Raw genomic sequence first — 25,717 nt, 5'->3', positions numbered from 1 at the left:
TACCTGTGGGAGCTGGCTTGCCAGCGATAGGGCCGCTACAGGCCCCCAACAAGGCCACCCCATGCAACCCATCCCTTACTGGCGCCTGTCCAGCTTCTACCTGTTCTATTTCGCCCTGCTCGGTTCCACCGCGCCGTTCCTGGCCCTGTACTTCGACCACTTGGGCTTCAGCCCGGCGCGCATCGGCGAGCTGGTGGCCATCCCTATGCTGATGCGCTGCATTGCCCCCAACCTGTGGGGCTGGCTGGGCGACCGCAGCGGTCAGCGCCTGCTGATCGTGCGCCTGGGTGCGCTGTGCACGCTGGCCAGCTTCTCCCTGGTGTTCTTCGGCAAAAGCTACGCCTGGCTGGCGCTGGTAATGGCCCTGCATGCGTTCTTCTGGCACGCGGTACTGCCGCAGTTCGAGGTCATCACCCTGGCCCACCTGCATGGGCAAACGGCACGCTACAGCCAGGTGCGCCTGTGGGGCTCGATCGGCTTCATCCTCACCGTGGTGGGGTTGGGCCGTGTATTCGAGTGGCTAAGCCTGGACATCTACCCGCTGGCGCTGGTCATCATCATGGGCGGTATCGTCGCCGCCAGCCTGTGGGTGCCCAATGCCCAGCCGGTGGAGCAGGGCGAGCGCAGCGCTGCCGGCGGCTTCCTGCGCCAACTGCGTGCGCCCGGGGTGATCGCCTTCTATGCCTGCGTGGCGCTGATGCAGCTCAGCCACGGCCCGTACTACACCTTCCTTACCCTGCACCTGGAACACCTGGGCTACAGCCGTGGCGCCATCGGTTTGCTGTGGGCACTGGGGGTGGTGGCCGAGGTGTTGATGTTCATGGGCATGAGCCGCCTGTTCGCCCGTTTCAGCGTGCAACGTGTGTTGCTGGCCAGTTTCCTGCTGGCCGGCGTGCGCTGGCTGCTGTTGGGCAACTTGGCGGCCGAGCCGGCGGTGCTGGTTTTCGCCCAACTGCTGCATGCGGCCACGTTCGGCTGTTTCCACGCCGCCAGCATCGCGTTCGTGCAGGCCAGCTTCGGCGCTCGCCAGCAGGGCCAGGGCCAGGCTTTCTACGCCGCGCTTTCGGGTACCGGCGGCGCGTTGGGGGCTTTGTATTCGGGTTACAGCTGGAAACTGCTGGGGCCCAGCTTCACCTTTGGTATGGCCAGTGCCGCAGCCTTGGCTGCAGCCGTTATCATTGGCCTTTGTTCGCAACCGACCAGGACCCGCCCCTGATGAGCATTCTCAGCGTTTTCCACACCGCCAGCCCGGCATTGCCGCACAAAGTGTTGACCCACCACGATGACATCGCCGCAACCCTGGCTGAACACGGCGTGCGTTTCGAGCATGCCGAACCTAGTGTGCGGGTGCGCCCAGGCACTGCGCAGGACGAGGTTTTGGCGGCGTGCCGCGCGTACCTGGACCAGCTGATGACCGCGCAGGGCAGCAAGGCATTCGTACTGCTCAACCGTGACGGCCAGGACCTGGCGCAGGTTGATGTGCGCGATGAACACGTGCATGACGCCGACGAGGTTTTCGCCGTGATCAGCGGGCGCGCGCAGGTGGGGCTGCGGGTGGGCGAGTGGGTGTATTCGGTGTTGTGCGAGAAGGGCGATCAATTGTACGTGCCGGCTGGCACGCGGCGCTGGGTGGAGCTGGGTGAGGCGCCGTTCTGCCTGGCCTTGCGTTTGTATGGCAGCGAGCAGGGGGCGCAGGCGAAGTTTACTGGGGATGTGAGTGCGCGGGCATTTCTGGGCATTGACGAGTTGTAATGCCTGCACCGGACTTTTTGTGGGAGCGGGCATGCCCGCGAACACCGGCGTAGCCGGTGCCAGCCATCTCACCGGATTCTTCGCGGGCACGCCCGCTCCCACACAAGTTCCCCGCTCGACTACGCAGACCCTAGGGCTGTGTTATCTCCACAGCATTCAGCGGTAGGTCGGCAATGCAAACCGTTGCTGGCTCTGCAGCATCGAGATCACCGGCAGCTCACTGGCCTGTTCAGCCAGGTCCCGGCGGATGGCACTGATGGCCCACGACAGCTGCTCGGCGCTGTGCAATTGCCCATAGGTCAGTACGCGTCGAGTCACTTTGCCATCAGCCGCACGCAGGGTCAGCAGGACGCCGCCGTCCGGGCGAGCCTGGGTGGTCACTTCGTAGGCCGAAAATACCGAGACGAATTTTTGCTGAATAAGGTCCATAGCAACTCCTGGCTGTTGTGTGGCAGACATGAGTAGGTAGTTGCAGTGACCGTGCCAGAATCTGAATTCATGGAAAGTCCTTTAAATTCAGTGGCTTGCGATGCTTTTGCAGAAGCGCTTCCGTGCAGCTTGCAAGGTCGTGCATTTTGCACAGTGCAATTTGCACGAAGCGGGCGTTGGCTATCGGCGCAATAGAATATGAACCTTTGACCGTAATTGCGTGCCTGACAAACACTTGGGCAATCATTTACGCAAGGAGGTTCCCGATGACCAGCCAAGCCGCACACGCCACCATGACCGATGACGAAACAGCAGCCTTTGCCGAGCAGGTGTTCGAACGAGCCCGCCAGGGCGATGCCGAGATGCTCGAGCGCTTGCTCGCCAGCGGCCTGCCGGCCAACCTGCGTAACCACAAAGGGGACACCCTGGTCATGCTGGCCAGCTACCACGGTCACCACGACGCAGTGCGTGTGCTGCTGGCCCACGGCGCCGACCCGCTGATTGCCAACGACAACGGCCAGTTGCCGATAGCCGGTGCCGCCTTCAAGGGTGACCTGGCAATGATCCGCCTATTGCTCGAGCACGGCGTGCCGGTAGACGCAGCGGCCCAGGATGGGCGCACGGCGCTGATGCTGGCGGCCATGTTCAACCGCTGCGAGATCCTCGATTACCTGTTGGCCGAGGGCGCCGACCCGGCGCGCCAGGACGCCCGCGGGGCCACCGCGCTGATGGCCGCGCGCACCATGGGCGCGGTGGATACGGCAGCACGCCTGCAAGTGCAGGCCGGCTAACGGCCTGGGGGCATTTGCGGCTATCCTTGGCGACTTTCACCCGCCGCAGGCCCCCCTCATGAAAACTCAGTTGCTCGAATTCATCAGCCTCATTGGTGCTGGCTGCATGCGCGAGGCCGACATCGAGCGCATCGCCGACGAGGCCGCTCAGGCTTACGCCGACCCGGCCGCGTTCCTCGCCGCCAACCCTGATATCAACTACGACGACACCTTCCCGATCCCGCTGGGCGAATGGGTGGTGCTGGGCAGCCTGCCGGACACCGTGGTGTTCCAGGCCGACAGCTACCTGGCGCTGTTCCAGCAGATCAGCGACTCGTTCGACAACAGCGTGCCGTTCACCCTCAAGCCCAAACAACTGGCCCGCACCGAGCCGCTGACTGCCTTGAACCGCATTCAGGTGCAGATGGGCGCGCTGAACAAGGAGGCCGGCGGTTATGTGCTGCTGAACTTCAGCCAATTGCTGGATGACGAGCTGCAGATGGTGATGGTGGGCCAGCACGACCTGGCGCGGGTGCTGGAACTGGGCGCGGAGCTGGGGATCAAGGTCGAGCCAGCCCTTGAAGCGCTGAAAGTTGCCGTGCATGCCTGAGGGCCTGTACAGCCAACCCAAAACTTCAGCCCAGCGCGGTATCCAGAAACATCATGACGGCAAACCCACCCATCAACCCCAGGGTCGCCGCCGTCTGGTGCCCGTTGCGGTGTGTTTCGGGGATCACTTCGTGGCTGACCACGAAGATCATCGCCCCCGCCGCCAGGCCCATGCTGATGGGGTAGGCGAGGGCGAAGCCGGTCGAGATGCCGAGCCCGATCACCGCCCCCAGCGGTTCCATCAGCCCCGAACCAATGGCCACCAGCGCAGCCTTGAAGTTCGACAAGCCGGTAGCGCGCAAGGCCAGCGCCACGGCCAGGCCTTCGGGAATATCCTGGATGGCAATGGCGCTGGTCAGCGGCAGGCCGATGTTCAGGTCGCCGTTGGCAAAGCTCACGCCAATCGCCATGCCCTCTGGCAGGTTGTGCAAGGTGATCGCCAGCACGAACAGCCACACCCGGTTGATGCGCTCGGCATCGGGGCCACACGGGCCGGTGCTTTCATGCTCGTGCGGGGTGAAGCGGTCCAGGCCTAGCATCAGTAGCACGCCCAGGCCCATGCCCAGCACCACGGTGAACGCCGCCGCCGGGCCGCTGCCGGTGATTTCGCGGGCGGCGTCCAGCCCCGGCAGAATCAGCGAAAACGAACTGGCTGCCAGCATCATGCCGGCGGCGAAGCCCAGCATCACGTCCTGGGTGCGTGCGCTCACATCGCGCAGCACCACCGCCAGCACTGCCCCCAGTGCCGTGGCGCCGAACCCCGACAACCCGCCCAGCAGCGCCAGGTGCAGGTTGTCGGCATGGTCGCCGTTCACCGCGTTCCAGAAGCTGGCCGCCAGCAATGCACAGACCGCCAGCAGGCTCAGCGCCAGCCCGGCGCTGAGCCACGGGGCATTCACGACCTGTTGGCGCCAGGCGTTGCGCAGCGAGGGTGGGGTAGGGCTTTGCGGCTGTGCGACGGGCATGCGGACCTCGGTTCAATGGCTGCTGGCAGTTTACTCAGGGACCTGCCGCCACCGCCAAGGATTCCCTTCTATTGCCGTGATAGCTGACTATGCTGTGCAGCACAGCCTTTGAAAGGGAGTCAAAGCATGGGGTCGACATTCAACAGCCTGGTTGGGCTGATCATTCTGGCGCTGGATATCTGGGCCATCCTCAACGTGATCAAGAGCGGCAGCGAGGTGGGCAGCAAGGTGTTGTGGATTTTGCTGATCGCACTGCTGCCCGTGGTGGGCCTGGTGATCTGGGCCATCGCCGGGCCGCGGGGGAATGTGCGGATCTGAATGCCTGTGCTGGCCCTATCGCCGGCAAGCCGGCTCCCACAGGCCCCCACAATGCCTGGGGCTGTGGAGACCCTGTGGGAGCCGGCTTGCCGGCGATAGGGCCGGAACAGACAAAAGCTGCAACACCCGCGTGACAAAATTTTCACATTGGTTTAAACAGAATCCGCACCCGCACAATGCTGCGTTGGCCCAGTGCCAGCGCCCTCTTCGCAACCCGCAATCCTAGGACCTTCCCATTCATGGCTAACACGGACGCCTTGAAGCAACGGGGCGCGCGAGCACCGTTCTCGCCCACCCTGAAATCCCACCTGGCCTACACGCTGCTCAGCGGCCTGGTGATCATGCTGATGCTCAGCCTCGTGCGCCTGGCGCTGTTGGTCTACAACAGCGATATGGTCGGCGATACCCCTTACTCCACCGTCGCCGAAGGCTTCATCAATGGCTTGCGCTTCGACCTGCGGGTGGTGGTGTACCTCAGCATTCCGCTGTTGCTGGCCATGCTCAGCCCCTGGGCCATGGCCCGGCGAGGAGTGTTCCGTTTCTGGCTGACACTCACCTCCAGCGTGGTGATGTTCCTTGGCCTGATGGAAATGGACTTCTACCGCGAGTTCCACCAGCGCCTCAACGGCCTGGTCTTCCAGTACATCAAGGAAGACCCGAAAACCGTACTGAGCATGCTCTGGTACGGCTTCCCGGTGGTGCGCTATCTGTTGGCCTGGGCCTTCGGCACCTGGCTGCTGAGCCTGCTGTTCAAGGGCATCGACCGCATCACCCGGGGCCAGGGCGCACAACGCGTGGCGCCGTGGTACAACCGCCTGGCCGTGTTCATGGTGGTCTTGCTGGTGGCCGTGGTCGCCGCCCGTGGCACGCTACGCCAAGGCCCGCCGATGCGCTGGGGCGATGCGTTCACCACCGACTCCAACTTCGTCAACCAGCTGGGCCTGAACGGCACCCTGACCCTGATCGACGCCGCCAAGAGCCGCTTCGGCGAAGACCGCGCCAACATCTGGAAGCCGGTACTGGAGCAGGGCCTGGCCACCGAAACCGTGCGCAAGCAATTGCTGACGCCGAACGACACCCTGGTCGATGCCGACGAAGCTGCCGTGCGCCGCGACTTCCTGCCGCCGGCCGAGCGCACCCTGCCGGTCAAGAACGTGGTGGTGATCCTGATGGAAAGCTTTGCCGGCCACTCGGTCGGTGCGCTGGGTAGCCCGAACAACATCACCCCGTACTTCGACAAGCTGGCCAAAGAGGGCCTGCTGTTCGACCGCTTCTTCTCCAACGGCACGCACACCCACCAGGGCATGTTTGCCACCATGGCCTGCTTCCCCAACCTGCCGGGCTTCGAATACCTGATGCAAACCCCGGAAGGCGGCCACAAGCTGTCGGGCCTGCCAGCCCTGCTCAGCGCCCGTGACTACGACGACGTCTACGTCTACAACGGCGACTTCGCCTGGGACAACCAGTCCGGGTTCTTCGGCAACCAGGGCATGACCACCTTCATTGGCCGCAACGACTTCGTCAACCCGGTGTTCTCTGACCCCACCTGGGGCGTGTCCGACCAGGACATGTTCGACCGCGGCAACGAGGAGCTGGCCAAGCACGACGGCAAGAAGCCGATCTATGCGTTGCTGCAGACCCTGTCCAACCACACCCCGTATGCGCTGCCCAAAGACCTGCCCGTCGAGAAGGTGACCGGCCAGGGCCGCCTGGACGAGCACCTGACCGCCATGCGTTATTCGGACTGGGCGCTGGGCCAGTTCTTCGAGAAGGCGCGCAAAGAGCCGTACTTCAAGGACACCCTGTTCGTGATCGTTGGCGACCACGGTTTCGGCAACCACCAGCAGGTCACCGAGCTGGACCTGGGCCGTTTCAATGTGCCGCTGCTGCTGATTGCCCCGGGCATTCAGGAGAAGTTCGGTGCGGTCAACCACACCGTGGGCACCCAGGTCGACATCGTGCCGACCATCATGGGCCGCCTGGGTGGCAAGGCCCGCCACCAGTGCTGGGGGCGCGACCTGCTCAACCTGCCTGAGGGCGACCAGGGCGTGGGCATGATCAAGCCGTCGGGCAGCGAACAGATCGTCGGCCTGGTACAGGGCGACCGCATTCTGATCGAGTCCAAGGACATGACCCCGCGCATGTACCGCTACCAGTTGGGCAGCGAGTTCAAGGCCGAGCTGATCGAAAGCCCCGACCAGCCGCAATTGCTCAAGCAGCTTGAAGCGTACATCCAGACCGCCACCAAGAGCCTGCTGGACAACACCGCCGGTGTGGTGCACGGCACGCCGAAGTAAAAGCTCGCGGGTCACCCGCTGCCACAGTGGCTGCGCCAGCTTCGTGCTGGCGCTACCCCTGCGGGCGGCCCTGGGTCGCGATGGGGGCCCCACGTTTCGACGCCTGCCGCTTTCATCCTACTGAACATTCTCCCTGCCCCAAGGTCAGTTGTTCAGGCGTAACACACACCCTGTGTTCCTTGACTCAGAGGGTCCGTTAGATGAAAGAGTGGGAAGTCATTTTTGCCGACCAGAAGGGCGAACCGTCCACTCTGGTGTTGAAAGCCGAGCATCGTCCTAGCGAGGAGGAGGCGGCGAGGGCCATTCGTTCTCACCTGTTTCCGGTAATGGCCGAGCTGGACCTCAACGACTTCCAGGACCGCAGCATTTCCCCCACTGCACGCTGGCTGCGTGAGCACAGCGGCGTAATGATCAAAAGCATTGAGGAACAGCCCTAACCCACACGTTTGCGTGGTGCCTTGGCAGGCGCTACGCTGTCAGCAGGTGCTCGCCTAATATGCGGGCTGGCACCGCATACATTCGCGTCTTGCATCAGCTCGTACTGCCCGGCCGCTGCCGGCAGGTGCGCAGTAGCACGGAAAGTCTATCCATTGCATTATTCAGGAGGACGTTTCATGAGCAGCCAGAACGACGATATCAGCAGCGACGTCCTGCGCCAGATGAAAGCAGGCGGTTTCGACTTCACCCAGATCCACCCCATCGAGTTCTATGCCGTATTCCCCGACGAAGCCGGGGCGCGCCGTGCTGCCAGGCAGTTTCGCGGCGAATCGCTCAATGCCCAGGTGAAGGAGGGCGACGGTGGCTGGCACCTGGAACTGAGCAAGGTCATGTATGCCACCTATTGTGGGATTGGCGACTTTGAAGAGGCCTTCGAGCAGTTGGTGACGCCCTATGGCGGCGAGGTGGAGGGTTGGGGGGTCAAGCACGAGCGGCTCACGGCCTAGCAGCCCTGCGTGGCCATCACCTCAGGCACACCCGCGCCAGGCAGGGGCGGGTTTACCCTAAGCAGCCACTAACGCTTGCGCTTGGCCATATGCTGCAAATAGTCCAGCAGCGCATCCAGCTCCTTGTTGCTCAGCACGCTTTCGGCAAAGCCCGGCATCTTCGCCTGTGGCCACTGCCGCAGGCTTTGCGGGTCGCGGATCAACATGCGCAAATAACCCGGCTGAAAGTATTCGGTGGGGTTGTGCGGCACATTCAAGTCCGGCCCAACCTGCGCATCCCCCGCACCGTTCAGGCGGTGGCAGGCCATGCAGTTTTGCTGGAACAGGGCAAAGCCCTGGCGTACCGGGCTGTCGGCCGGTAGCGCCGGGTCGGGCAGCAGTGCCGGGTACCGCTGGGCTACCGGGGCGAGCTGGCGCAAGGTTGCGATCTGGAACGGCCATTGCTCCGGGCGTATACCGCCGGCCTGCGCTGCTGTCCACACCAGGTAGAACGGCCCTGCGCCAGGTTTGCCTGCACCCAGCGGTGGCCAAGGTTGGTTGGGGTCTTCCACGGCCAGCCAGGCCTGCGCCGGGCCTTTCTGCAACAGCGGCGCAGCGGGCATTTCTGCGGCAAAACCGTCCAGCGCTACCGCCTGCAGGTGGTCGCTGGCGGTAACGCCAGGCAACAGTGCAGCCAACGGCACCGCCCGGTACTGCATGGGGCGGTTGTAGGCTACGTCCTGCTCGATGCGGATGGTCTGCGCTTGCGGGTGGCTGAGCAGTTCGTCGCTGCTCCACTGGCGCTGGGTAGCGCCGAGTTCAAGGTGCAGTTGTGCCGCCGACAGTGGCAGGCTCAGCAGCAGCGCAAGCAGGGCAAGGCAATGGCGCATGGGTACACTCCGACCAAAGAGGCCAGCAGGTTACCTGCGCACTGCCCGTTGACGCCACTGCTGCAGTCAGCCGAACAACCTTGTCAGGTTCGGCACGATCAGCAGCAATGTAGTGGCGAATAAAATAAGCCCGGCTTGGCGAATTTTCGAATGTCTGAACATGGCGGACCGCCTTCTTGTTGTTATTCCTGAGTACCCGTTGGCTTCCTTGTCGCGCTTCGGGTCGATCGCAGTAGCGTGGTGTGGCGCCTTGACTGCCTGCCTTTTATGAGTGGATATACAACCAACAGTAGGGCGTGCGTTATCCATGTTCGAGAACTCTTTGTTCTAGTAGTCGAGACTTTCAGGCCTCATGGCTATGAGGCCATGTGCCATCTCGCTAGCATGCTCTCGCTAGACGGTGGCGCAGCCATCCATAGGGCGCCGACAAAATGTGACCGTTCGTCAGTGCCGCCTACTTGCTTGTACGTGCCTTTCGCGTCAGGCTCTACAGCAGATTCCCACCCATGTCGTTCAGGACTAATCCTATGTCGTTACGCATCTGCATCCTTGAGACCGATGTTCTGCGGCCGGAATTGACGGCGCAATACCAGGGCTACGGCAGGATGTTCGAGCAGCTGTTCTCGCGGCAGCCAATTGCCGCAGAGTTTCGTGTGTACAACGTGATGAACGGCGATTACCCCGCCGACAGCGAAGTGTTCGATGCCTACCTGGTCACGGGCAGCAAGGCAGACTCGTTTGGTACCGATGCCTGGATCCAGACGCTGAAGGCCTACCTGTTGAAGCTTTACGCGCGTGGCGAGAAATTGCTGGGTGTGTGTTTTGGCCACCAGTTGCTTGCGTTGACCCTGGGTGGCAAGGCCGAGCGTGCCGACAAGGGCTGGGGCGTGGGCATTCACCGCTACTCGCTGGCGGCGCACGCCCCGTGGATGGACCCTGAGGTGTCGGAGCTGACCTTGCTGATCAGCCACCAGGACCAGGTGACCGAACTGCCGGAAGGCGCCACGGTCATTGCCTCCAGCGATTTCTGCCCGAATGCGGCGTATCACATCCGCGACCAGGTGCTGTGCTTCCAGGGCCACCCGGAGTTTGTCCACGACTACTCCCGCGCGCTGCTCGATGCGCGCCAGGAATACCTGGGCGACGAGGTGTACCAGAAGGCGGTGGCCAGCCTGGCCAGCGAGCACCAGGGCGACCTGGTGGGCGAGTGGATGTTGCGGTTCATCCAGCAGCCGGTGACCAAACACGACGCGGCGTAATGGCCGGGGGCTGCTGCACAGCAGCCCGATCGTGCCCCACGGCCGCCCCGGGGCTCAGCGCCCCATCATGTCCCGGACCATGCGCTGCTGCTCCATGATCTCGCGTTGGCGCTGGTCAATCTGCGAAGCCAGCGGGAAATTCCCGCCGGCCCGGCGCTTGGCGTAATCCAGCTGCTGGATCGCCTGGTCAAAGTCCCCCACCAAGGTGAAGTACTCTGCCCGCGCCCGGTGCAAGCCGATGGTATTGCCCGACAAACCGCGCACCTCGGCCATGTCGTACCACACGTCCGGATCATCCGGCCGGCTTTTCACCAGCTCGTCCAGCACTTTCTCGGCTTCGGCAGGCTTGTTCAGCTTCACCAGCAAATCGGCGCGCACTTGTTTCAGCGGGTAGTTGCCGGGGTATAGCTGCTGCATGCGCTCGGCGCGCTGCTGGGCATCGGCCAGGCGATTGTTGGTGATGTCCAGGTCAATCTGCGCCAGGTTGTAGGTGATGTCGTTGGGCGCCTTGGCCAGTAGCGGCTTGAGCATTTCCCGCGCTTCGTTCAGCTGGCCGCCCTTGATCTGCGCCAGGGCCAGGCCATAGCGTGCAGCATCGAGTTTGGGGTCTTCGTCGAGCTGGGCACGGAAGCGCTTGGCCGCCAGCCCCGGGGTGCCTTCGTAGATAAGCGCCACGCGGGCGCGAATCAGCTGGTAGCGTGCGCTGTCTTCGATACCGCCCGGTGGCGCCTGGTCGGCGCGGTTGCGGGTGTCGGCGATCCGCGACTCGGTCACCGGGTGAGTCAGCAGAAACTCCGGTGGCTTGGCGTCATAGCGATACTGGCGGGCCAGGCGCTCGAACATGGTTGGCATGTTGCGTGGGTCGTAGCCGGCCTTTTCCAGGTTCAGGATGCCGATGCGGTCCGCTTCCTGTTCATTTTGCCGCGAGAACCGGCGCTGCTCCTGAATGGCCGCCGCCTGGGTGCCGGCGATCATGCCGATGCCGGCGTCGCCAGCGCCCCCCGCCGCCAGTACGATCCCGGCCAGCAGCGCTGCCATCATCGGCAGTTGCATGCGTTGCTGGGCCTCGACGCCGCGGGCGAAGTGGCGTTGCGACAAGTGCGCCAGTTCGTGCGCCAGCACCGAGGCGTATTCGCCTTCCGTCTGTGCGTTGAGGAACAGCCCGCCGTTGACCCCCACAATGCCCCCGGGCGCAGCGAAGGCGTTGAGCTCGCGGCTGTCGATGAGGATGAACTCCAGGCGCCGGTCCTGCAGCTGGCTGGTCTCGGCCAGCTTGTACACGCTGGTTTCGACATAGTCCTTGAGTTGCGGGTCGTTGAGCTGGTTGACCTGGCCGCGCAACAGGCTCAGCCAGGCGCGGCCGAGCTGGTGTTCCTGCTGCGGTGAGACGATCGCGGAGCTGGCGTCACCCAGTGATGGCAGGTCGTCAGCATGGCCGGGGAGGGCCAACAGGCAGGCCAGCGTCAGCAGGGTAGGGCGCAGTAGTTTCATGCACGAAGCTCGCGTCGGTGTCAAAGATAGCTACTGTAGCGGGCTCACACGTTGGCGACCAGTGGCGCTATCCTAGGCAGCCCTGCCAACAAGCAGTCTGGCAATGCCTTTGGAGACCCTGCAATGAGTGACACCCTGACCTGCGACGCCGTACTCGACGCCAGCGGGCTGAATTGCCCTTTGCCGCTGCTCAAGGCCAAGATGGAGCTCAACCGCCTGGCCAGCGGCGCGGTGCTCAAGGTGATCGCCACCGACACCGGCTCGCAGCGCGACTTCCGCACTTTCGCCACGTTGGCCGGTCATACCCTGCTGCAGGAAACGGCCGAGGCCGGCACCTACACCTACTGGCTGCGCAAGGCCTGAGTCTTTACCAAGGATCGTCAATGTTCAAAGTGCTTCGCGACTGGGTGCAGCGCTACTTCTCCGATGAAGAAGCGGTGGTGCTGGCGGTCTTGCTGTTCCTGGCGTTCACGGCCGTGCTAACCCTGGGTGGCATGCTCGCGCCGGTGCTGGCGGGCATGGTGCTGGCGTTCCTCATGCAAGGCCTGGTCAATGCCCTGGAGCGCTTGCGGGTGCCCACGCGGTTGGCAGTGATGCTGGTATTTGCCCTGTTCATGGGGGCGCTGGCGCTGTTCATGCTGGTGTTGGTGCCGCTGTTGTGGCACCAGCTGATCACCCTGTTCAACGAGCTACCGGGCATGCTCGGCAAGTGGCAGTCGTTGTTGCTGTTGTTGCCCGAGCGTTACCCGCACCTGGTGTCGGACGAGCAGGTGCTGCATGCCATCGAATCGGTGCGCGGTGAAATCGGCAAGTTTGGCCAATGGGCGCTGACCTTCTCGCTGTCCAGCCTGCCATTGCTGGTCAATGCCATGATCTACCTGGTGCTGGTGCCGATCCTGGTGTTCTTCTTCCTCAAGGACCGCGAACTCATCGGCCGCTGGGTCAGTGGCTACCTGCCACGCCAGCGCACCCTGCTGAACCGGGTGGGTAGCGAGATGAACCGGCAGATCGCCAACTACATCCGTGGCAAGGGCATCGAGATCCTGATCTGTGGCATTGCCACCTACATCGCGTTCATCAGCCTCGGGCTCAATTATGCCGCGCTGCTGGCGTTGCTGGTGGGGCTGTCGGTGGTGGTGCCCTATGTGGGCGCGGTAGTGGTAACGGTGCCGGTCACGCTGATTGCACTGTTCCAATGGGGCTGGGGCGATCAGTTCATCTACCTGATGACGGTGTACGCGATCATCCAGGCGCTGGATGGCAACGTGCTGGTGCCGCTGCTGTTTTCCGAGGCCGTGAGCCTGCACCCGGTGGCGATCATTTGCGCGGTGTTGTTGTTTGGCGGGCTGTGGGGGTTCTGGGGGATCTTCTTCGCCATCCCGCTGGCGACCCTGATCAAGGCTGTGCTGGATGCCTGGCCGCGGCAGGAGCCTATTGTGTCACCGATGCTGTAAATTTGGGGCTGCTTTGCAGCCCATCGCGACACAAGGCCGCTCCTACAGGCATCGCGATTTCCGATGATGCCGGCCCGCCCCCTCAGTACTGCCGGCCGCCCCCGCCCGGCGTAGGAGCGGCCTCATGTCGCGTAAGGGGCGCAAAGCGCCCCCAACGATCTCAAGCCTTGTTCAGTGCCTGAGCTGCTGCCAGCACGGCATCCACATGCCCGGGCACCTTCACCCCACGCCATTCCTGGCGCAGCACACCGTCCTTGTCGACCAGGAAGGTGCTGCGATCCACGCCCATGTACTCCTTGCCATACAGCTTCTTCAGCTTGATCACGTCGAACAGCTGGCACAGGGCCTCGTCCTTGTCGCTGATCAGCTCGAACGGGAAGCCTTGCTTGGCCTTGAAGTTCTCGTGCGACTTGAGGCCGTCACGCGACACGCCGAACACCACGGTGTTGGCTGCGGCAAAGGCTTCATGCTGGTCGCGGAAGCCCTGGCCTTCGGTGGTGCAGCCCGGGGTGCTGTCCTTCGGGTAGAAGTACAGCACCACCTGCCGGCCCTTGAGGTCGGCCAGGCTCACGGTTTGCCCGCCGGTGGCCTGGGCCTGGAAGTGCGCTACAGGTTGGTCGAGTGCTACAGCCATGATCGCTTCCTTACATTGGGTTCTGTGGGCGCCATGGCTCGATCAGCGCATCGAGGTTCAGGGCGTCGGCAAAGTCCAGGAACTGGTCACGCAACCAGCTGATTTGCGTGCCGGCCGGCAAAATGACGGTGAACTGGGCATTGAGCATGCTGCTGCCGGTCTGCGGCGCCAGGTAGGTATCGCACGTCATGGCTTCCAGCTCGACGCGGTGGTCGAGGAAGAACTGGCACAGCTCGTTGATGATGTCCGGGCGGTAGGCGGCGCTGACGTAGGCTACATAAGGCAGGGCCTGCGGGCGTACCTCCTGGTCGGCGCTGCGCACCACGTCCAAGGTCAGGCCGTGCTTCTTGCCCAGGCTTGGCAACATGGCTTCAAGGCGGGCCAGGGCGTCCCAGCTGCCGCCTACCTGCAGCACCAGGGCGCTGGTTTCGCCGTGGCGGCTCAGGCGCGAGGTAACCACCGCGCAGCGGTTTTCGAAGGCAGCGCGGCTGAGGACGTTGGCCAGTTCCATGGGGTTGGGCCCCAAGGCACTGATGACGAGGAATTGTTCGCGGACGGTGGGGGTGGACATGCAGCATTCCTAAAGCGATGAGCGGTCGGTACAGGACGGGAGAAAGCCTCCAGTCGGCAGGGCCCGGGGCTCGCATGCGAGGTCTTGGACGCTGGCCGGGAGCAAGGTCGACGGCCCGGCGGGCCGCGCTGCACCGATCAAAGCATCAAGGGTAGCGAAATAAGGCGCCGAGGGGAATGCTCCGCCCGCCTGCTTCGCTTGTGCAAGGCCGATGCCCCCAGTACCATTACCGCTCTCTTTTTCCGGCAGGAGCAGTTACATGATTGCGGGCAGTATGGTGGCATTGGTCACACCCATGGATGCACAAGGGCGTGTTGACTGGGGCAGCCTCGACAAACTTGTAGACTTCCACCTGGAAAACGGCACCCATGCGATCGTCGCTGTCGGCACCACCGGTGAGTCGGCCACGCTCGATGTCGAAGAGCACATCCTGGTCATCAAGCATGTGGTCGAGCGCGTCAAGCGCAGCAACAAGCCCATCCCGGTCATCGCCGGTACCGGTGCCAACTCCACTGCCGAAGCCGTGCACCTGACCCAGAACGCCAAGAATGCCGGCGCCGATGCCTGCCTGCTGGTGGTGCCGTACTACAACAAGCCAACGCAAGAAGGCCTGTACCAGCACTTCAAGCACATTGCCGAAGCCGTCGACATCCCGCAGATCCTCTACAACGTGCCGGGCCGCACCTCCTGCGACATGCAGGCCGAGACCGTGATCCGCCTGTCGACTGTGCCGAACATCATCGGTATCAAGGAAGCCACCGGCGACCTGGCCCGTGCCAAGGCCATCCTGGAAGGCGTTGCCAGTGACTTCATCGTCATGTCTGGCGATGACCCGACCGCTGTCGAGTTGATCCTGATGGGCGGCAAGGGCAACATCTCCGTCACCGCCAACGTCGCCCCGCGCGAAATGGCCGATATGTGCGAGGCCGCCCTTGCGGGCGATGCCGAGAAGGCCCGCGCTATCAACGAAAAACTCATGCCACTGCACAAAGAGCTGTTCTGCGAAGCCAACCCCATCCCGGTGAAGTGGGCGCTCGTTGAAATGGGCCTGATGAAAAAGGGTATTCGCCTGCCGCTGACCTGGCTCAGCGAAGGTTGCCACGACAAAGTCCGTACTGCCTTGCGCCAGTCCGGCGTACTGGTTTAAGAGGAAGTACACCGCATGAAGCGACTGGCTGGTCTTTCTGCCCTTGCCCTGATTATCTCCAGCACCAGTGGGTGTGGCTGGCTGTGGGGCGAGGATGGCTATTTCCGCGACCGCGGCAGCGACTACCTGCAGGCGCACCCTACCGCGCCCATGCAGCTGCCGCCGGACGCCAGCAACGTCAAGCGGCTCGACCCGCTGTTGCCAATTCCGCGTAACGTCGCCGATGACAACGTCACGGGCGAGTACGAAGTGCCGCGGCCGCAACCGTTGACCGGTGGCGCTGGCCAGGTCACCGACTACAGCCTGCAGCGCAGCGGTAGCAGCCGTTGGGTGCTGGCCCAGCACTCGCCGGCCGAGGTGTGGCCGGTGGCCCGCCAGTTCTTCGAGGACAACGGCTTCCGTATCGACGAAGAGCGCCCGCAGACCGGTGAATTCAACACCAGCTGGCAGCGCTTCGACGAGCTGTCGGCATCGCTCGGCCAGCGCCTGGCCAGCACTGCCAGCAGCGCTGACAGCGAAGTGCGCGTACGTGTGCGCATGGAGCCTGGCGTGCAACGCAACACCTCCGAGGTGTATGTGGTCAGCGTCGAGCGCCCGGCCGGCAGCACCGCCGAGCCCGCGTTCCCGTCCACCTCCGCCAATGCCGGCGCCGATGCCCTGCTGGTCGACGAAATGCTGGCCAGCATGAACCGCAGCGCCGAGAAGGGCGGTTCGGTGTCGCTGCTGGCTGAGCGTGATTTCGACGCGCCAAGCCGCGTCAGCCTGAGCGAGGACGGCAGCGGTAACCCGGTACTCTACCTGGGCTCCGACCTGGACCGCGCCTGGTCGGGTGTAGGTCGCGCCCTGGAGCAGGGTGGCCAGTGGCGTGTCGAGGACATCAACCGCAGCCTGGGCCTGTACTACATCAACCTGTCGGAAAAGCCTGAAGACAAGCAGAACCAGCCGGGCTTCTTCGGCCGCCTGTTCGGCAGCGAGCCCACCAAGGAAGAGCGTGAAGCCCGTGCCGAGCGCTACCAGGTGCGCCTGAGCAAGGTGGGTGAAAGCGTGCAGGTCACCGTCGAGAAAAACATCAACACCGTGGCGCCGCCCGATGTCGCCCGCCGCGTGCTGAGCGCCATTCAGGACCACCTGGGCTAAGTGCGCTTCGCGGTACTCGGAAGCGGCAGCCAAGGGAACGGCACGCTGATCGCCAGTGGTGACACGTTCATCCTGGTCGATTGCGGCTTTTCCCTGCGCGAAACCGAGCGGCGCCTGGCGCTGCTCGGGGTTTCGCCGGCGCAACTCAGTGCTGTGCTGGTCACCCACGAACATGCCGACCACGTGCATGGGGTCGGCTTGCTGTCACGGCGCTACAATGTACCGGTCTACCTCAGCCAAGGCACCCTGCGCGGCATGCGCAAGCCGGTGGAGGTGGCCGGTTTTCTGGCCTGTGGCCAAAGCCTGCATATCGGCAGCCTGCAAGTGAACGCCGCGCGGGTAGAGCACGACGCCTACGAGCCCTTGCAGTATGTGGTCAGTGACGGCAAGCGCCGTTTTGGCATGCTCACCGACCTGGGCTCGTACGACGCGCTGCTGCTGGAACGCTACCAAGGCCTGGATGCACTGCTGATCGAGGCCAACCACTGCCGCGACCTGCTGGCGCGCGGTCACTACCCGGCGTTCTTGAAGCGGCGGGTAGGGGGCATGCAAGGGCATTTGAACAATCACCAGGCCGCGCGCCTGGTGCACGAGTTGGGCTGGAACAACCTGCAGCACCTGGTGCTGGCCCACCTCAGCAGCAAGAACAACCTGCCACATCTGGCGCGCCAGTGCTTCGTCGACACCCTCGGGTGCGACCCGGACTGGCTCCAGGTGGCGAATCAGGAACACGGGCTCGACTGGCGCGAAATCGCCTAGCCCAACACCTCAAGCAAGCGGAGCCCAATCATGGAAAAACGCGACGAACTCTACCGCGGCAAGGCCAAATCGGTTTACAAGACCGATGACGCCGACCGCTTGATCCTGCTGTTCCGTAACGACACGTCGGCGTTCGACGGCAAGCGCATCGAACAGCTCGACCGTAAAGGCATGGTGAACAACAAGTTCAACGCCTTCATCATGCAAAAGCTGGAAGAAGCCGGCGTGCCGACCCAGTTCGACAAGCTGCTGGGCGACAACGAATGCCTGGTCAAGAAGCTGGACATGATCCCGGTCGAATGCGTAGTGCGTAACTACGCGGCCGGCAGCCTGGTCAAGCGCCTGGGCGTTGAAGAAGGCATCAAGCTGGAGCCGTCCACCTTCGAGCTGTTCCTGAAAAACGACGAGAAGGGCGACCCGTTCATCAACGAGTCCCACGTTGTCGCGTTCGGCTGGGGCACCGCCGAGCAGTTGGCAGAAATGAAAAAGCTGTCGTTGAAGGTCAACGAAGTGCTGAGCAAGCTGTTCGATGACGCCGGCCTGCTGCTGGTCGACTTCAAGCTGGAGTTCGGCGTATTCCACGGCCAGATCGTGCTGGGTGACGAGTTCAGCCCAGACGGTTGCCGCCTGTGGGACAAAGAAACCCGCAAGAAGATGGACAAGGACCGCTTCCGCCAGGGCCTGGGCGACGTGATCGAAGCCTACGAAGAAGTTGCCAAGCGCCTGGGCGTGCCGCTGTAAGCGGTGCGTTCACGCAAGCGCCTGATACCACGCGATTTTTTTTAAAAAAAGGTTTGCGTTTTAAAAGAACGCTGGTATGATGCGCGGCATTGGAGAGATGCCGGAGTGGTCGAACGGGACGGATTCGAAATCCGTTGTACTGGCAACAGTACCTAGGGTTCAAATCCCTATCTCTCCGCCATACGCGAAGTAGCCGAAGCCCCCGAAAACGTTGAAGTTTTCGGGGGCTTCGTCGTTTTGGTGGTTTGGATCAGGGCAGCCATCGGCAAAATGGTTCTGTGATGTTGTCGGTGGGCAGTGTTTTTATTGCCCTGGAATCGTGTTTGCCGGGCTGGCCCCTTCGCGGGCACGCCCGCTCCCAAAGGGGACGGTGCTGCACCTGAAAACCTGTGGGAGCGGGCGTGCCCGCGAGGGGGCCGGTCCTGCCGACGCTGAGGACCGCAACATTTTGTCTTGAACTGCCAATAGCACCTTGGGCTACAATGCGGCCCTCTACTACACCACTCACGCCCAGGCCAAACGCCGTAATGATTACGCGCGCTGGGCGATGACTTTTTCTGACATGGATTCGTTGGATGCTTCGCGCCGTACTGGTCTTCCTTTTTGCCCAGCGCCGGGCGGCTGAATTGCCGCTCGCGACCAGTGCCGCGCCCCCTCTCAAATCAACGCACACCTTCGCCTGCCGCCGCCTGCCATTGGCTGCGGTACGCGGCTGTGCGCCCCATCGACAATGGAGTGCTCCACTTGCGTAAGAAATTCGTCGCGTCCCTACTGGCGGTCGCCATCGCTTCTACCACGGCCTGTGCACAGCTCGGGATCAGCAAAGAGCAAGCGGGCACGGTAATCGGTGGCCTGGCTGGCGTTGCCATCGGTTCGACCTTGGGCAGTGGCAACGGCAAGATTGCCGCCGCGCTGATCGCGGGCGGGATTGGCGCCTACGTCGGCAACCGCATCGGCAATATGCTCGATGAGAAGGACCAGCAGGCCCTGGCGTTGCGTACCCAGGAAGTACTGAGCCAGCAGCAGGCTACCGCCAGCGCCCAGCCCGTGACCTGGAAGTCCGACCACTCTGGTGCCAGCGCGCAGATCGTGCCAGGCAAGGAATACACCAAGACCAAGCAGGTCGAGGTCAAGCGCGCGCCCAAGATCCAGGCCGTGCCGTCGATGAAGCTGATCAACGAACCGTACGTGACCACCAGCGACAACCTGAACGTACGCGCCGCGCCGAACGCCTCTGGCGAGAAGGTCGGCAGCCTGAAGAACCACACCGAGTTCACCGCAGTGGGCGCCACCGGCGACTGGATCCTGGTCGGGCGCAAGGGGGTGACCGTGGGCTACGTGCACAAGGACTACGTTGAGCCCAAGGCGCAGGCCGTGGCCAAGCGCGTGACCCCGGCGGTAAACCTGGACGAGCTGGACGTTGCCGCCAGCAAGGAAACCCAAGCCTTCGACCTGGACTCGCTGCAGTCGCTGCCCACCCAGACCGTTGCCGCCGAAGCGGCCTGCCGCCCGGTCACCGTCAGCCTGAAGGCGCAAAACGGCAAGACCGAACAAGAGCAGAACACCTTCTGCAAACAAGCCAACGGCACCTGGGAACTGATCTGAGGACTCCATGAAAAAGCACGCGCTCGCGCTGGCTGTGGTCGGCGTTTGTGGTCTGGTACCGCAAGCGTTCGCCCATGAGCTGGCCTATTCCAAGAAAGACAACATCAAGGTCGAAGTGCCTGGCGATGCCAGCACCTGGTGCAAACCCCAGGTCGACCTGACCATCAGCCGCCCAGCCTGGGATAACCAGGAACTGCTGACGGGCCTGCTGAGCAAGCTGCCGTTCGTGTTTGCCAAGGACTGCTCGACCGCCAAGGTGAGTTGGAAGGCAGTCGATGGCAACGGCAAGCTTTACGCCAGCGGCTCGGGCAATGCCAGCAACCTGGGGCTGGTGACACTGGCTGCTGCACCTGCCGTTGCCGCCCCGGCGCCTGCTGCACCGGAACCGGTACCGGAACCGGCAGCGGAGCAGGCACCTGCCCCGACCCCGGCACCTGCCACGGCAGCGGCCCCGGCAGCCGCCGAACCCGCCCCCGCGCTGGCACAACCGGCACCGGCGCCCGCCGTAGCGGCAGAACCAGCGCCTGCTGCGCCCGCCCAAGCCCCTGCTGCACCACCCGCGGCGGCCCCAGCCCCAGCAGTGGCCGCAGCCCCCAGCTCGGACTTTGGCCGCCCGGTGGTCCTGGCAAACCCCAACCTGATGCAGGTAACCGACGGCGCCGGCTGCAAATGGGTGCTGAGCAAGTCGATCATCGGCGCAGGCGACACCCTGTCGTTCGGTACCACCCCGGCCATGCCGTGCCCGGCCTCCGGCTTTGGCCAAGGCAGCTTCGACAGAATCAGCTGGAAAGCGGTGGGTACCTATCGCGGCGATAACTGGGACAAGGTCTATGCCCACCCCAGTGGCCTGATCTTCACCAAGCGCCTGGAGGCCGCAGTGAAGGACAAGGCGGTTTCCTACCTGACTGCCGACGCAGACCAGGCCGCATTCCTGGTGGGTGAGATCCCCGGCCGGCAGATGAAGGTGTACCTGACCTTCAGTCGTTCCAGCTATGGCGTATTGCGCCCGTTCGGCAGCGACCCGTACTACGTGGCGGTCACCCCGGACGAATCATTTGCCCTGGACCCGGCCAAGTACAAGGAGGCCGCGCTGGAGATCTTCGACCTGGTCAAGACCGCCTCGCCGTCCACCACCGATGTGGCCACCCTGTTGATCGTCAAGGACATCTCGGCCATCACCAACAGCCTTTGGGGCAATGACGCGCAGAAGATCACCCGCAACCGCATCGGCATCAACCGCCAAGGCCTGTTCTTCGATGTGCGCGACGGTGCCAACTGGGCGGTACAGCGTGAGCAGCAACGCCAGCGCGAGCTGCGCCAGCGCCAGCAGGAACTGGCGCGCGTGCACACCCGTGTGCTGGAGCGCTACCAGCAGCTGCAGGACGGCATGAGCGAGTTCAAGGGGCGTGAAACCGAGGCACTGGCGCAGATGGCCGGCATCAAGGTGCGCTTCGCGTCGCCACTGGAGCAGCAGAACCCGGCGACCTCGGCCACTGTGGCGACGATGATGGTGCATGTAACCGGCAAGCAGGGCGACTTCTACAACATCGATTTCCCGAGCAAAGGCCGCCTGGTCGCGGACGAGGAATACGGCGAGGGCTGGTACGTAACCCAAGTGGCCAACGCCACGCCGTACTACCCGCTGGACGACGGCCGCGCGGTGCCCACCTACCGCGCCTACAGCGCCGGCGAGCCTGCGGCCTGCAAGCAGGAACACTGTGCCGACCGCGTATCGTTCGGTGCCGTACTGGCCAAGGAATTCCCCAACGCCGGCATCGATTTCAGCTGGACCCCCGAGGTCTCCCAACAGTACGTGAACGACTGGAACAACGCTTCCGCCATGGTCCAGTGAGGCAAACACCATGATCAAACAGATGAACAAGAAGCAGCTGCTGATGGGCGGTGTGGCCGCAGCGGTGCTGGTGCTTGGCGGTGGCTATGCCCTGCTTTCCAGCTCGGGCAAGAAGGCTGCGATGGCCTACTACGACGACTTCAAGGAGCGCTACTTCCTGGAAGACGTCTTGTCAGAGGGCGACATTTCCTACTCGGCGTTTTCCGGCAACCTGACCGTGGCCGACCCGGAGATCCGCGTGGCCGCTGCACAGACCAACGGGGCTCAGCAGTTCATGCGCGGCCTGTCAGGCCTGATGGAGTCGGTGCAGGGCAGTTCGGCTGAGGAAGGCCTGGCCGGTTGGGCCAAGTACCAGCTCAACGCCAGCCGTGATGTGGCCGGCGTGTACCTGAAGGCAGATGCGCTGAAGCTGGCCCATGACGGGGACAGCAAGGACGGCAGTATCCATGTGCAGTTGCTGGGCATGCAGATGGGCAACCCGTTCGTGGCCACCAAGGGCGCCGAGGTGGTGTTGGTGGCCGATGTCAGCGACGAGATCCAGCCACGGGCCGAGCTGCTCGCCAACGGGCGCGCCGCCCCGTCGAGTTTCAACTGGGGGGGCAACATGGCCGTGCGCCAGCCGCTGACCGGTGCCTTCCTGGTCAGCAGTACCGGCGACTTTGGTACCACGGTCGACCTGGACTTCACCATCAAGCGCTCCAGCGACGGTGAAGGCTCGATGACGTTCGTGGTTACCCACCGCAACGACGGCTCCAAGGTCGGTGAGATCGTGCGCAAGGCGGAGTTCCAGTCGCTGCCGGAGCTGGACGATGTTGAAACCCAGCTCAAGAGCGCCCTGAGTGCCATGGTGATCGGTGCCTACAGCGCGTATTCCGGCCAGGCGGTGCTGGCGGAGGCGGTGAGCGGCTTTGCCCGCAAGGCCAAGGTCGAGAACTACACCTTGAGCTACAGCGGCTTCAAGCCGCTCAAGCAGGCGTTCAACGATTACCAGCAGCGGGTTCCCAAGGCCAAGTTCGCGGCATTCTGCCAGGAAGTGGGGCTGTCATCGTGGAGCAGTGATTTCGGCACGAAGGCGAAGAACCACAGCGACTCCGAATGTGCCATCGGGCAGAAGCTGGTCGAAGACGGCCAGTTCGAGGAAACCTACACCTTCAAGGAAGGCAAGAGCCTGTTCGCAGCAGTGTTCGTGAGCAAGGCGTACCAGCTGGAAACCGATTGATAGGGGAGGGCTGAGCATTCAAGACCCTGCGACTTGGATCCAATGCTCAGTTTCTGTATCATCCCGCCGCCATCAGACGATGGCCGCAAATGTTTCATTTAAAGGACTTAGTAATGAAAAAGCTGTTCAAGGCCACTGTAGCCGTTGCTGTCGTTTCGGGTATTGCCCTGTTGTCGGGTTGCACTGGCCAGGTTTACAACCAACCGAAAAACTGCACCTACGACTACCTGTTCCACCCTTCGGTTTCCATCTCCAAGATCATCGGTGGCTGCGGCCCGATCGATAAACTGCCTCAGCAGCAGTAATCTTGGCGGTACCCTGATCGCGCCCCTTGCGGCGTGATCCAATGCCCCCGGTCATGCAAATGGCCGGGGGTTTTTGTTTTCCCGGCAAGGGTTACCAGCGCAGCGAAACGGTGCCGAGCAAGGTGCGCTCTTCACCCCAGTAGCAGCGCCCGGCGTTATTGCAGCCGGCCACGTATTCTTTGTCGAACAGGTTGCGCGCGTTCACCTCTACCGACCAGTTGTCGTCTATCGCGTAGCCTACCTTGGCGTCGACCAAGGTTACGTCACCCGTGCTCGCTGAGGTCGCTGTTCAGTTCAAGCTCCACACCCTTGGCGCGGCTGGCGCCGATCTGACGGTAGTCACCCACGGCCGCGTCGTAGAGCACATCGTCCTTTTTGCGCAGGTCGAACACCGATGCGGTAAAGGCGGTGTTCCAGCCTTTGGGTTCGTACTTGATTCCGAGTTCGTACTGCTCGCTGGTGGTGGGGTCGAGTGGGCCGCTTCTGCTTTCGGTCTGCTGGGTCGGGGCGAAGGCGGTGGCATAGCTGGCGTACGGTGACAGGCCATTGTCGAACTGGTACATCACGCCGGTTTGCCAGGTGAACTTGCTGTCCCAGCTGTTCATGTCGGCCGCGGCGTTGAGGGTGCCTGCCTTGTTGCGGTATTGGCTGTTGACCCGGTCCAGGCTCAGCCCTGCCAGCACGGTGTGGTCGAAGGCGCCGGGGGTGAAGTGGCCTTCGAACTGGTTGTCCAGCGAGTAGGCGATGGACTTGTTATAGCGGTCGTAGGCCGTGTTGCCGAGGGTACTGCCGAAGCCGTTGTCGTTCAGGTTGCCTGGCCACAATTCTTGGCGGTCGATGCGCGACTGCAGGTAGCGCGAGTTCTGGCGGAACTGCCAGGTGTCGTTGAAGCGGTGGCTGAACGCGTAACCCAGGGTCCAGGTTTCCCGCTCGAAGTTGTCCCAGTCCGGGTTGCCGGACAACTGGTCCTTGTCGATCTTGCCGTTGGGGTTGTGCAGCAGGGTACCGGCGGCGGGGAAGCCCAGCTCCATCAGGGTGCGGTCGCGCTGATAGGTGGCCAGCACGGTCAGGCTGTTGTCATCATCGAAATTCAGCGTCAGCGAGGGGGCAAGGTACAGGCGGTCGTCGGGCTGGTGGTCGACCTGGGTGTCGGCGTTGCGGCCCAGCATCACCAGGCGGCCCAGTACATTGCCCGCATCGGTCAATGGCCCGGAAATGTCCACGCCCAGCTGGCGGCGGTTGTGCGAGCCGTAGCTCAGTTGCACTTCCCCGCGGGGCTCGGCGGTGGGCTGCTTGCTGACCAGGTTGACCACGCCGCCGGGGGCGTTTTCACCGTACAGGATCGAAGTCGGCCCGCGGAACACCTCCACGCGCTCCAGGCCATAGGGTTCGCTGCTGGTGTCGTAGCGGTTGCCCTGTACCCGCAGGCCGTCGCGCAGCAGGCCATAACCGTAATCGGTAGCGTTGAAGTCGCGGATGAAGAACAGGTCGCCGGCCTGGCCATCGCCGCCGGCGAAGGGCGGCGAGAAAATGCCCGGCACATAGCCCAGCACTTCGGTGAGGGTTTGTGACTGCTGGTCGTCCAGGCGCTGGCGGGTCACCACCGAGACAGAGCGTGGGGTATCGGCCAGGGCGCTGCTGGTCTTGCTGGCCGTGCTGCTGGCGACCGCACGGTAACCCGTGTCGCTCTGGCCGTTGCTGACCAGCAGTGTGGCTGCATTGATCGCGGTAGCGTCCAGTTGCAGGGCGTTGCCCTCGGCCAGCGGTTGCAGCACATAGCCGGCGTTGCCTTGTGCAACCGCTTGCAAGCCACTGCCCTGTAGCAGGCGGGCCAGGCCCTGGGCCACGCTGTAGCGGCCTTGCAGGCACTGGCTGAGCTTGCCGGCGGCCAGCTCGTTGCTGCCGGCCAGGTAGATGCCGGCCTGGCTGCTGAACTGGTTGAGGGCGCTGGCCAGCGAGCCGGGGGCGATATCGAAGCGGGTTTCGGCGGGCTGTTCGGCATGGGCCAGGTTGGCCGGCAACATCAGCGGTGCGGCGGCACACAGCGAAAGGGGCGCGGCAAGCGCCAGGCGAAGCATGGGTTGGAAGGGCGTCGGCATGCGGGTCTCTGGAGTCGGTAAGGTGAGTTGGACGGGCTATGCCGGGCTAACCGAACGCGATTGGAAAAAGGGAACTGGCTTGGCATTATTTTTCATGACTGATGAACACCGTGTCGCCTGCTTCGCGGGCTCGCCCGCTCCCACAGGTACTGCGCCGGCTTCGAGTTCACCCTGTCTCTGTGGGAGCGGGCATCCCCGCGAAGAATCCAGCGCGATGCAAGGCGCTGGGTTCAAAGGTGTTCAGGTATCAAGCCGGCTCGACTGTGACCCACCACGGCGTCAACCGCTGCACCCGCACCGGCAGTGCCGCTTGCAGCAATTCCAGCGCCCGGTCGGTATCGTTGAGCGGAAACGCCCCCATCACCGACAACGTCGCCACCTCCGGGTGCCAGCCCAGGTGCCCATGGCGGTAGCGCCCAAGGGTTTGCAGCAAATCGGCCAAGGGCATGCCTTCGGCGTTCAGTCTGTGCTGAACTGCAATCGGCAAGATG

Annotated in this window: 26 protein-coding genes, 1 tRNA gene and 2 pseudogenes; 20 read left to right on the top strand and 9 right to left on the bottom strand. The window is 63.3% G+C overall.

Annotated elements, in window-relative coordinates; translation table 11 throughout:
* The first annotated feature begins 61 nt into the window (after positions 1 to 61).
* Together QME24_RS19365 and QME24_RS19360 are read left to right on the top strand one after the other, a co-directional pair.
* Positions 62 to 1,216 carry an MFS transporter gene (locus tag QME24_RS19365; protein ID WP_198748749.1) on the top strand — a complete coding sequence of 385 codons (1,155 nt, stop codon included), beginning with the start codon at positions 62 to 64 and terminating at the stop codon, positions 1,214 to 1,216.
* Complete coding sequence (locus tag QME24_RS19360; RefSeq protein WP_281690962.1) at positions 1,216 to 1,752, top strand: oxidase; 537 nt, start codon at positions 1,216 to 1,218, stop codon at positions 1,750 to 1,752. Before QME24_RS19365 ends, QME24_RS19360 begins: the two co-directional genes overlap by 1 nt.
* 156 nt (positions 1,753 to 1,908) lie before the next feature.
* Here the strand turns inward: QME24_RS19360 and QME24_RS19355 are convergent, their stop codons facing one another.
* On the bottom strand, positions 1,909 to 2,181 hold the full coding sequence (locus QME24_RS19355) for a DUF3509 domain-containing protein (protein WP_009683246.1): 273 nt from the start codon (positions 2,179 to 2,181) through the stop codon (positions 1,909 to 1,911).
* A 266-nt stretch (positions 2,182 to 2,447) separates the two neighbouring features.
* On the opposite strand from QME24_RS19355, the gene QME24_RS19350 reads away from it, so the two are divergent.
* Both QME24_RS19350 and QME24_RS19345 read left to right on the top strand, forming a co-directional pair.
* Positions 2,448 to 2,972, top strand: coding sequence for an ankyrin repeat domain-containing protein (locus QME24_RS19350; protein WP_054881728.1), 525 nt, complete (start codon positions 2,448 to 2,450; stop codon positions 2,970 to 2,972).
* Positions 2,973 to 3,030: 58 nt separating this feature from the next.
* Positions 3,031 to 3,561: a hypothetical protein gene (locus QME24_RS19345; RefSeq protein ID WP_235768617.1), complete on the top strand. Its 531-nt coding sequence runs from the start codon at positions 3,031 to 3,033 to the stop codon at positions 3,559 to 3,561.
* Between the two features lie 25 nt (positions 3,562 to 3,586).
* Here QME24_RS19345 and QME24_RS19340 read toward each other — a convergent pair whose 3' ends face one another.
* Positions 3,587 to 4,525, bottom strand: coding sequence for a ZIP family metal transporter (locus tag QME24_RS19340; RefSeq protein WP_009683249.1), 939 nt, complete (start codon positions 4,523 to 4,525; stop codon positions 3,587 to 3,589).
* A gap of 126 nt (positions 4,526 to 4,651) precedes the next feature.
* On the opposite strand from QME24_RS19340, the gene QME24_RS19335 reads away from it, so the two are divergent.
* The 4 genes from QME24_RS19335 (at position 4,652) to QME24_RS19320 (ending at position 8,084) form a co-directional block, all read left to right on the top strand.
* Positions 4,652 to 4,843, top strand: coding sequence for a PLD nuclease N-terminal domain-containing protein (locus QME24_RS19335; protein ID WP_009683250.1), 192 nt, complete (start codon positions 4,652 to 4,654; stop codon positions 4,841 to 4,843).
* Between the two features lie 239 nt (positions 4,844 to 5,082).
* A complete protein-coding gene (locus tag QME24_RS19330; RefSeq protein ID WP_009682022.1) occupies positions 5,083 to 7,140 on the top strand; it encodes an LTA synthase family protein in 2,058 nt (685 codons plus the stop codon).
* Positions 7,141 to 7,340: 200 nt separating this feature from the next.
* The gene (locus QME24_RS19325; RefSeq protein ID WP_009682021.1) at positions 7,341 to 7,577 is read left to right on the top strand and encodes a hypothetical protein; all 237 of its coding nucleotides are present in this window, start codon (positions 7,341 to 7,343) and stop codon (positions 7,575 to 7,577) included.
* A 177-nt stretch (positions 7,578 to 7,754) separates the two neighbouring features.
* Entirely contained in the window at positions 7,755 to 8,084 is a 330-nt protein-coding gene (locus QME24_RS19320; protein WP_009682020.1) for a ribonuclease E inhibitor RraB, read from the top strand.
* A gap of 68 nt (positions 8,085 to 8,152) precedes the next feature.
* Here QME24_RS19320 and QME24_RS19315 read toward each other — a convergent pair whose 3' ends face one another.
* Positions 8,153 to 8,953 (bottom strand): cytochrome c, encoded by an 801-nt coding sequence (locus tag QME24_RS19315; RefSeq protein ID WP_009682019.1) that lies wholly within the window; start codon positions 8,951 to 8,953, stop codon positions 8,153 to 8,155.
* 66 nt (positions 8,954 to 9,019) lie between these two features.
* Complete coding sequence (locus tag QME24_RS19310) at positions 9,020 to 9,262, bottom strand: hypothetical protein (RefSeq protein ID WP_146073870.1); 243 nt, start codon at positions 9,260 to 9,262, stop codon at positions 9,020 to 9,022.
* 218 nt (positions 9,263 to 9,480) lie between these two features.
* Between QME24_RS19310 and QME24_RS19305 the strand changes: the two genes are divergently transcribed.
* On the top strand, positions 9,481 to 10,212 hold the full coding sequence (locus QME24_RS19305; protein ID WP_009682018.1) for an amidotransferase: 732 nt from the start codon (positions 9,481 to 9,483) through the stop codon (positions 10,210 to 10,212).
* A gap of 54 nt (positions 10,213 to 10,266) precedes the next feature.
* Here the strand turns inward: QME24_RS19305 and QME24_RS19300 are convergent, their stop codons facing one another.
* Positions 10,267 to 11,703, bottom strand: coding sequence for a M48 family metalloprotease (locus tag QME24_RS19300; protein ID WP_029887110.1), 1,437 nt, complete (start codon positions 11,701 to 11,703; stop codon positions 10,267 to 10,269).
* 123 nt (positions 11,704 to 11,826) lie between these two features.
* Here QME24_RS19300 and QME24_RS19295 point away from each other — a divergent pair, with 123 nt between their 5' ends.
* A complete protein-coding gene (locus QME24_RS19295; RefSeq protein WP_009682015.1) occupies positions 11,827 to 12,066 on the top strand; it encodes a sulfurtransferase TusA family protein in 240 nt (79 codons plus the stop codon).
* A 20-nt stretch (positions 12,067 to 12,086) separates the two neighbouring features.
* Positions 12,087 to 13,157 (top strand): AI-2E family transporter, encoded by a 1,071-nt coding sequence (locus QME24_RS19290; RefSeq protein ID WP_029887111.1) that lies wholly within the window; start codon positions 12,087 to 12,089, stop codon positions 13,155 to 13,157.
* A 160-nt stretch (positions 13,158 to 13,317) separates the two neighbouring features.
* Here QME24_RS19290 and QME24_RS19285 read toward each other — a convergent pair whose 3' ends face one another.
* Complete coding sequence (locus tag QME24_RS19285; RefSeq protein ID WP_009682013.1) at positions 13,318 to 13,791, bottom strand: peroxiredoxin; 474 nt, start codon at positions 13,789 to 13,791, stop codon at positions 13,318 to 13,320.
* Between the two features lie 10 nt (positions 13,792 to 13,801).
* The gene (locus QME24_RS19280; protein WP_009682012.1) at positions 13,802 to 14,362 is read right to left on the bottom strand and encodes a glycine cleavage system protein R; all 561 of its coding nucleotides are present in this window, start codon (positions 14,360 to 14,362) and stop codon (positions 13,802 to 13,804) included.
* A 259-nt stretch (positions 14,363 to 14,621) separates the two neighbouring features.
* Here QME24_RS19280 and dapA point away from each other — a divergent pair, with 259 nt between their 5' ends.
* The 9 genes from dapA (at position 14,622) to QME24_RS19235 (ending at position 23,127) form a co-directional block, all read left to right on the top strand.
* Complete coding sequence (gene dapA, locus QME24_RS19275) at positions 14,622 to 15,509, top strand: 4-hydroxy-tetrahydrodipicolinate synthase (protein WP_009682011.1); 888 nt, start codon at positions 14,622 to 14,624, stop codon at positions 15,507 to 15,509.
* Between the two features lie 15 nt (positions 15,510 to 15,524).
* A complete protein-coding gene (bamC, locus tag QME24_RS19270; protein WP_009682010.1) occupies positions 15,525 to 16,646 on the top strand; it encodes an outer membrane protein assembly factor BamC in 1,122 nt (373 codons plus the stop codon).
* On the top strand, positions 16,647 to 17,405 hold the full coding sequence (locus QME24_RS19265; RefSeq protein WP_009682009.1) for an MBL fold metallo-hydrolase: 759 nt from the start codon (positions 16,647 to 16,649) through the stop codon (positions 17,403 to 17,405).
* 30 nt (positions 17,406 to 17,435) lie between these two features.
* A complete protein-coding gene (gene purC, locus QME24_RS19260) occupies positions 17,436 to 18,146 on the top strand; it encodes a phosphoribosylaminoimidazolesuccinocarboxamide synthase (RefSeq protein ID WP_004375217.1) in 711 nt (236 codons plus the stop codon).
* Positions 18,147 to 18,237: 91 nt separating this feature from the next.
* Positions 18,238 to 18,327: transfer RNA gene (locus QME24_RS19255), tRNA-Ser, on the top strand.
* A gap of 563 nt (positions 18,328 to 18,890) precedes the next feature.
* On the top strand, positions 18,891 to 19,751 hold the full coding sequence (locus tag QME24_RS19250; RefSeq protein ID WP_009681801.1) for an SH3 domain-containing protein: 861 nt from the start codon (positions 18,891 to 18,893) through the stop codon (positions 19,749 to 19,751).
* A gap of 7 nt (positions 19,752 to 19,758) precedes the next feature.
* Entirely contained in the window at positions 19,759 to 21,603 is a 1,845-nt protein-coding gene (locus tag QME24_RS19245; protein WP_054905776.1) for a hypothetical protein, read from the top strand.
* 10 nt (positions 21,604 to 21,613) lie between these two features.
* Positions 21,614 to 22,822 (top strand): hypothetical protein, encoded by a 1,209-nt coding sequence (locus tag QME24_RS19240; protein WP_054905777.1) that lies wholly within the window; start codon positions 21,614 to 21,616, stop codon positions 22,820 to 22,822.
* Between the two features lie 113 nt (positions 22,823 to 22,935).
* On the top strand, positions 22,936 to 23,127 hold the full coding sequence (locus tag QME24_RS19235; RefSeq protein ID WP_182337245.1) for a YhfL family protein: 192 nt from the start codon (positions 22,936 to 22,938) through the stop codon (positions 23,125 to 23,127).
* Positions 23,128 to 23,218: 91 nt separating this feature from the next.
* Here QME24_RS19235 and QME24_RS19230 read toward each other — a convergent pair.
* A pseudogene (locus tag QME24_RS19230) lies at positions 23,219 to 25,226 on the bottom strand (TonB-dependent receptor).
* Positions 25,227 to 25,473: 247 nt separating this feature from the next.
* Positions 25,474 to 25,695: pseudogene (locus QME24_RS19225) on the bottom strand (iron dicitrate transport regulator FecR); the annotation flags it as partial.
* Between the last annotated feature and the right edge of the window lie 22 nt (positions 25,696 to 25,717).

This window comes from Pseudomonas sp. PARCl1, assembly GCF_947311875.1.
GTDB lineage: Bacteria > Pseudomonadota > Gammaproteobacteria > Pseudomonadales > Pseudomonadaceae > Aquipseudomonas > Aquipseudomonas juntendi.
The sequence above is the reverse complement of the archived record's forward strand: the minus strand, read 5'-3'. Positions and strand labels throughout refer to the sequence as shown.

Excerpts from the sequence above, each read along its gene's own strand:
- QME24_RS19365 (WP_198748749.1), top strand. The coding sequence starts at position 62 with ATGCAACCCATCCCTTACTGGCGCCTGTCCAGCTTCTACCTGTTCTAT.
- QME24_RS19360 (WP_281690962.1), top strand. The coding sequence starts at position 1,216 with ATGAGCATTCTCAGCGTTTTCCACACCGCCAGCCCGGCATTGCCGCAC.
- QME24_RS19355 (WP_009683246.1), bottom strand. The coding sequence starts at position 2,181 with ATGGACCTTATTCAGCAAAAATTCGTCTCGGTATTTTCGGCCTACGAA.
- QME24_RS19350 (WP_054881728.1), top strand. The coding sequence starts at position 2,448 with ATGACCAGCCAAGCCGCACACGCCACCATGACCGATGACGAAACAGCA.
- QME24_RS19345 (WP_235768617.1), top strand. The coding sequence starts at position 3,031 with ATGAAAACTCAGTTGCTCGAATTCATCAGCCTCATTGGTGCTGGCTGC.
- QME24_RS19340 (WP_009683249.1), bottom strand. The coding sequence starts at position 4,525 with ATGCCCGTCGCACAGCCGCAAAGCCCTACCCCACCCTCGCTGCGCAAC.
- QME24_RS19335 (WP_009683250.1), top strand. The coding sequence starts at position 4,652 with ATGGGGTCGACATTCAACAGCCTGGTTGGGCTGATCATTCTGGCGCTG.
- QME24_RS19330 (WP_009682022.1), top strand. The coding sequence starts at position 5,083 with ATGGCTAACACGGACGCCTTGAAGCAACGGGGCGCGCGAGCACCGTTC.
- QME24_RS19325 (WP_009682021.1), top strand. The coding sequence starts at position 7,341 with ATGAAAGAGTGGGAAGTCATTTTTGCCGACCAGAAGGGCGAACCGTCC.
- QME24_RS19320 (WP_009682020.1), top strand. The coding sequence starts at position 7,755 with ATGAGCAGCCAGAACGACGATATCAGCAGCGACGTCCTGCGCCAGATG.
- QME24_RS19315 (WP_009682019.1), bottom strand. The coding sequence starts at position 8,953 with ATGCGCCATTGCCTTGCCCTGCTTGCGCTGCTGCTGAGCCTGCCACTG.
- QME24_RS19310 (WP_146073870.1), bottom strand. The coding sequence starts at position 9,262 with ATGGATAACGCACGCCCTACTGTTGGTTGTATATCCACTCATAAAAGG.
- QME24_RS19305 (WP_009682018.1), top strand. The coding sequence starts at position 9,481 with ATGTCGTTACGCATCTGCATCCTTGAGACCGATGTTCTGCGGCCGGAA.
- QME24_RS19300 (WP_029887110.1), bottom strand. The coding sequence starts at position 11,703 with ATGAAACTACTGCGCCCTACCCTGCTGACGCTGGCCTGCCTGTTGGCC.
- QME24_RS19295 (WP_009682015.1), top strand. The coding sequence starts at position 11,827 with ATGAGTGACACCCTGACCTGCGACGCCGTACTCGACGCCAGCGGGCTG.
- QME24_RS19290 (WP_029887111.1), top strand. The coding sequence starts at position 12,087 with ATGTTCAAAGTGCTTCGCGACTGGGTGCAGCGCTACTTCTCCGATGAA.
- QME24_RS19285 (WP_009682013.1), bottom strand. The coding sequence starts at position 13,791 with ATGGCTGTAGCACTCGACCAACCTGTAGCGCACTTCCAGGCCCAGGCC.
- QME24_RS19280 (WP_009682012.1), bottom strand. The coding sequence starts at position 14,362 with ATGTCCACCCCCACCGTCCGCGAACAATTCCTCGTCATCAGTGCCTTG.
- dapA (WP_009682011.1), top strand. The coding sequence starts at position 14,622 with ATGATTGCGGGCAGTATGGTGGCATTGGTCACACCCATGGATGCACAA.
- bamC (WP_009682010.1), top strand. The coding sequence starts at position 15,525 with ATGAAGCGACTGGCTGGTCTTTCTGCCCTTGCCCTGATTATCTCCAGC.
- purC (WP_004375217.1), top strand. The coding sequence starts at position 17,436 with ATGGAAAAACGCGACGAACTCTACCGCGGCAAGGCCAAATCGGTTTAC.
- QME24_RS19245 (WP_054905776.1), top strand. The coding sequence starts at position 19,759 with ATGAAAAAGCACGCGCTCGCGCTGGCTGTGGTCGGCGTTTGTGGTCTG.
- QME24_RS19240 (WP_054905777.1), top strand. The coding sequence starts at position 21,614 with ATGATCAAACAGATGAACAAGAAGCAGCTGCTGATGGGCGGTGTGGCC.
- QME24_RS19235 (WP_182337245.1), top strand. The coding sequence starts at position 22,936 with ATGAAAAAGCTGTTCAAGGCCACTGTAGCCGTTGCTGTCGTTTCGGGT.